The 5,172-nt window shown below is 61.5% G+C and carries 4 protein-coding genes and 1 pseudogene; 2 read left to right on the plus strand and 3 right to left on the minus strand.

The features are described from left to right. Positions 1-85 precede the first annotated feature (85 nt). Both AB0I15_RS66480 and AB0I15_RS66485 read left to right on the plus strand, forming a co-directional pair. Positions 86-460 carry a hypothetical protein gene (locus AB0I15_RS66480; protein ID WP_358121028.1) on the plus strand — a complete coding sequence of 125 codons (375 nt, stop codon included), beginning with the start codon at positions 86-88 and terminating at the stop codon, positions 458-460. A gap of 155 nt (positions 461-615) precedes the next feature. Continuing rightward, a pseudogene (locus tag AB0I15_RS66485) lies at positions 616-1,058 on the plus strand (transposase family protein); the annotation flags it as partial. Positions 1,059-1,476: 418 nt separating this feature from the next. Here the strand turns inward: AB0I15_RS66485 and AB0I15_RS66490 are convergent. From AB0I15_RS66490 to AB0I15_RS66500, 3 genes are all read right to left on the minus strand, one after another. Continuing rightward, the gene (locus AB0I15_RS66490) at positions 1,477-1,887 is read right to left on the minus strand and encodes a hypothetical protein (protein WP_358121031.1); all 411 of its coding nucleotides are present in this window, start codon (positions 1,885-1,887) and stop codon (positions 1,477-1,479) included. Positions 1,888-1,906: 19 nt separating this feature from the next. Further along, complete coding sequence (locus AB0I15_RS66495) at positions 1,907-3,547, minus strand: DUF6531 domain-containing protein (protein ID WP_358121034.1); 1,641 nt, start codon at positions 3,545-3,547, stop codon at positions 1,907-1,909. Positions 3,548-4,246: 699 nt separating this feature from the next. Then, complete coding sequence (locus tag AB0I15_RS66500; RefSeq protein WP_358121037.1) at positions 4,247-4,675, minus strand: transposase; 429 nt, start codon at positions 4,673-4,675, stop codon at positions 4,247-4,249. Between the last annotated feature and the right edge of the window lie 497 nt (positions 4,676-5,172).

The raw sequence follows: 5,172 nt of genomic DNA on the forward strand, positions 1-5,172 counted from the left end.
TAGAGACACCTGACCACCTTGGGGGAATGACCGACTTCGCCGACCCCAGAAGCCTCACAGTTACTGATCAGTCGCCCTTCGCGACATGCCGGATGATTTCAAGATTCCCGACAGAGTCAAGCTAAGGTCCGGGACGACCAAATGGATCGCCAGCCATCCCCACCACCCCACCGAAGCGAGCACCGACAACCTCACCCAGGTCAAGAGCCGCAGTCCGATCCTGGGCCGGCTCAGCACCCACGTCACAGCCTTCGCCGAGATGCTCACCGGCCGCCGCGGCGACCGACTGGACGCCTGGCTCGCTGACGCCGACAACGACGACCTGCGACGGCTGCAATCCTTCGTTCACGGCATCCGCCGCGACTACGCTGCCGTCCTGGCCGGACTTACTCTGTCTCACAACAGCGGCCCCATCGAAGGCAATAAACTATTCTCCGCAACGAGTTGTCGCTCTATGTAGCGACTGGTTTTGTCCGGGCATGCCGATCCGATAATCAAAATGTGTAAAGCCCCTGATAGAAGTGGTCTGACTAGAGATCAACTTCATAACCAGAGGCTTCACCTGCTCACCAAAGCGTCACATGCTCGGCGATCATCGATGGACGCTGGGAGACCGTGCTGTTCCTGTCCACCCTGCTGCACGCCGAACGCCGCCGCAGAGGCATCCGGCACGGCCGCCGGGCACTCGGCTGCTTTGCCCAGGCCGTTCTCATCTTGCGCTGGTTCGCGACGGAACCCGCATTCGGCAACTGCCCGCCGATCACCATATCGGCGGCGCAATCGCCTATCGCTACGTGCACGAGGGCATCGAGGCCCTGGCCGCGCACGCCCCAGATCTGCACCAAGCCCTGAACGCCGCCCAGCAGGCGGGCCTGACTCACGTCAACCTCGACGGCATCGTCATCGCCACCGACCGTGTCGCCACCCCCGGCCCCAACGGCGCCGACCTGTGGTGGTCCGGAAAGCACAAGCACCACGGCGGCAACATCCAGGTCATCTCCGCCGCCAACGGCTGGCCACTATGCGGTTCCGACATACGACCTGGCCGCGAACACGACATCAGGTGCGCTTGCCTCCACGGCACCCTGACCGCCATGTGGCGTCCATGGTCAGCGCTGATAATGGATTCAGACCGCATTGGGTGCGCGTGTCGTGGGGAGGTGCGCCCGGAGGGGTGATTATGGTGGCGACAGCCAGTCAAACTGGACCCGCAAACGGTGTGGGACGATCATATTGATCTTTAGGGCGATGGCGGGAGTAGCAGGTGACAGCCGGAATGATTGCTTAAGCTGAGCGGCGTCTCATGGCGATGTTGCATTTTTACCGCGCCATGGTCCGCACTTACCAAACTTTGCCCGTATTCGGCATGCTGAAAGATCACATTCTCATCACGTGGCCTGGTCGCCAGCATCGCTGCACGACTCCTGGATCGGCAACAGCTCTAGGAAAACGACGCGGGTTGCTCCAGCAGATCGATCAACGATATTGCACGACCACTTCCATTGTTGGCAGGTCCGACCGATCATAAACCCATACGTCGATGATTCTCCCGCCTGTTTCCTTGCTAACGCCTGCAGTGCATTGAGAGCAACTGTCGGTTGGAGCGTCCAGTGCCTCCCAATTGTGACGACGAAATGGCTCGAGCAGCTTATAACCAGTTATGCTGCGATCTGTTTCAAAAATGAGATATGAGCCTTCGCCTCCCGAATCGCATCCATGGTTCTCGGATACGGTTTCCGCCACTTTGGGTGGCAGTAGCTTCGTTGTTTCCTTCTTGAGCTCGACTGCCTCCTTTACTGCCACTTCAATGCATTGAGCTTCATCTGAACTCCCTGTTCCGCAACCGGATAGCGCAACTGCTAAGGCTGTCAGGGTGGCGTGGAGCATGCGGATGGCCCCACGCTTCCTATGAGGGATCGCAAGACCTACCAAAGCTTCCCCTTTGAGAAATAGAATTGGCCGATCCGAAATAGCTCAGGAAGTTCACGGTCGATGAACCGGTGCTGAAGGAGGCGGCCGTGTCCGTGCTACCGGCCAGGGCGCCTTGCTGCCCGAGAGTTACCGACTGATACGTGGCTTTCCCGGCTCCCGTCCCCTGATCCTCGGCGGTGGCGCCAGAGCTTTCTCCGAGTCGCCAATAGCCGAACGGGTCGGAGTCGAGCACACCGCTGCGATACAGCGACCCAGATCCATAGTCGTAACGGGTGCAATTGGGTGCCGTCACTGGAGCGCACACCTGGGTCAGCCGATCCCCGTCATAGCCATAAGTCCATGTCAAGGATTTTCCGTCCACCGGATCGCTGGCTACTGACGTCACGTGGGAGCCGGTCCAGGTGAAGGACAGCGCCCGCCCGCCCAAGGCGGTCACTTTGGAGAGCTTTCCATCAGTGCCGTAGACGAGTTCCTGGATACTAGCCCGATTGTCGGTTATTTTGACCAGGCGGTTATTTGCGCCGAACAGGTAGCTAATGCCGCTCTTGTCTTTGAGTCGCCATTCGTCGCGCTGAAGGGTAAGCGTGGCTGACATGCCGGGCGGCGGCTGAAATATCTCATCCTCATCCTCAAGAAAGCGCACCCGGCGTCCATCTGGATATGTCACCAGTGCCGACATTCGACCGTTACGTGTTTCCACTTCGATGCGCATGTCCCACCGCGTCGACCAGCCTGCGCCGAACAAGGCGTCGGTACGCTGATCCAGACTGTTGTACGTACGCACTACCGATAGTGGCGCCCCCGCCGACGCCACCGCCAGATCGGTAGATGTGGTGGTGAAATTTCCGTTCTGCTGGTTGAACGCCTGCCCATCATTGCTCATACCAGCGAGCTGCGAGGTCACCGCCGGCTGCCGCACCCCGGTCGTGAACGTCATCACCGAGGATGTCGTGGTCGAGGAATCAGAAGAATCCTTGGCCGTGACCGTCCACCAGTACTGCTTGCCCCATTCCAGCTTGCTGGCCGGAACCTCCCACCTATTGGCGTTGTTCGCCACGTAACCCGAACTCATACACCCGGCACCGGACATCGACTCGACATCGCACAGCGTGAACGAATAGGACAGCGCAAAGCTGCCGTTGCCGCTCTGCCCCCATGCCTGCAACGTCGGAGTCAGCGAGTCGACCAAGAAGCCCTGCTTCGGATACAGGTCCAGGAGCGTGGGCACGGCCATCGTGGCCCGATCCGCCGCCTCAGCGCGCAACGCCCCGGCTGGTAAAGAGCGCGCTCCCGGTTTTTTGGCCACCGCTGTATCAATAGTCCGATCTTCCAGCGGTACAGCCCCCTTGGGGAGGCGAACTTCGGACCGCCACCCGTCCGATGGTTTCGCGGCCGCAGGGATCTGCGTGGCAGGCAGTAGCGACGACAAGCCCGCTGGCGATCCCGTCATCTGCTGCGGAATCACCAGCGAAGAAATGTCGCCTTCAGCGGCGGACGCAACTACGCCAGAGAGTGCCGAAACAGGCTGAGCAGGCAGAATGAGCAGGCCAGGGGCAAGACCGGTCAAGGCGATGACCGTGCCGACAGAATGACGCCACGACAAGTTCCGGCGCATGCGCCATCACACTCCGAACCACAACGAAGAGCGCCGTCAAGGCGCTGACCGTCGCTCTCCGCCGCGACGACGTGTACGTCTACCGCGCAGCTCGGAGCCCATCAACATCCGATGATCAACGTAAGTAGATCTGGGCTGTCCGGCAAGACGCACTATCATCACAAAACGGAAAACAGCCCTATGTGGTGCGTTACACTCCGTTATCGGACAGACAGTATGATGTCCGACGCCCGCTGGCCAAGTGTCAACAATCGAGCGCCGGGCTGTCGCCACGAACATGTCCCTGCGGCCAGATGGACATACCCGGGCGACTGATGGCCCACGCGTGTACGTGGCTTCGCTGGTGATCGACTGGAGGTCGAACTCACGAGGAGAGTCCTGTCCCACCGTGCGGTGCTTTTGGCGGGCTTCGGCGCGTAGTGGAGAACCTTCGTGGCGACGGAGCAAGTCCCTGGCCGGTTGGGTGACTGGCGTGGCCGTCGGCCCAGGTTGGAGTGAGTGCGTGTCCGTCCAGCCTGCTCTTCGGCAACGAACTCGTTGGCCCCTGGAGGACGGAGCACTCCAGGAGACGCTGTCGAGCCGCTAAGGGCGTGTGGCTCGCTTTCGCGATGGCCTTGCTAGCAGGAACGCCGGAACCCTTTGGTCTGGGTTCCGGCGCCTGTTGGGTCCGCTGCCTGGTCTGGGAGTGCGGTGGCTCTGTTAGCGGCTCCTCAGCCTGACCGTGTGGCCGAGCAAGGCATGCAGGCTCGCCAGTACCGCGATGTCCTTGATCTGAGGAGCGAAGGACGGTGGCATGGTGCGGTTGACGCGGGGATGTCTGCGGGCGGTGCCGACACGCTCCGGTCCGCCCCGGAAGAGGCGGCTGGTGTCGTCATCGCCGGCCTGAAGCGTGATGACCAGGCGTTGCCAGGTGCCGGTGGCGGCCCAGTGGCGGTGGCGTCTGTAGATCGCGACCCAGCAGCCGAACCTTTCGGGCAACTCGCGCCAGCGCGCGCCGGTTCTGGCCTGGTAGAGCATTCCGTTGATCAGCGTTCGGTCGTCCGTGTGGCGACCGGGACGCCTGCCGGCCGAGGGGAGCAGCGGTGCCACTCTTTCCCACTCGGCGTTCGTCAGATCAGCACGATGCATGCGCTCATCGTGACAAGGTAAGCACTGTCTGTCAGTGGATCAAATAAAGATCTTCTTGAAGTTGCGGCAAAGGCTTTGACGAGGTTGTTCGGCCTGGTTCGCGCGTGGGCGAGCGTTCTCGGGGACGTGCTGATATGCAACAAGGGTCGAGGTGGTTCCGTGGATGCCATGTGTCCTGGAAGGCCCGACTTTGAGGTGAGTGCCTTCAAGTGAACGTCCGAGTGTCGGCGACGCCCATTCGGTGGGCATTCGCCAGTCCACCGTGTAGCCAGGCAAACGGGCGGGGGTGTTCGGGGGTCGCAGGAGGCGGAGTCCCCTGGGAGGCGCTGCCTGAGCCTGTAATGGGGCGTAGCGCCCCCAGTGCGAAGGCCTTGCACTTGGACCCTGGAAAGCAGGAGGCGGGGCCCTCGTACGCGGTGGCGGCGGGGTCGTGCAGCGTCATGTACGCGACGTCGGTGGCCAGGAGCTGCCTGGCCCGATGCACGATGGCCTCCAGC

It is taken from the genome of Nonomuraea sp. NPDC050643 (assembly GCF_040654715.1).
Lineage (GTDB): Bacteria > Actinomycetota > Actinomycetes > Streptosporangiales > Streptosporangiaceae > Nonomuraea.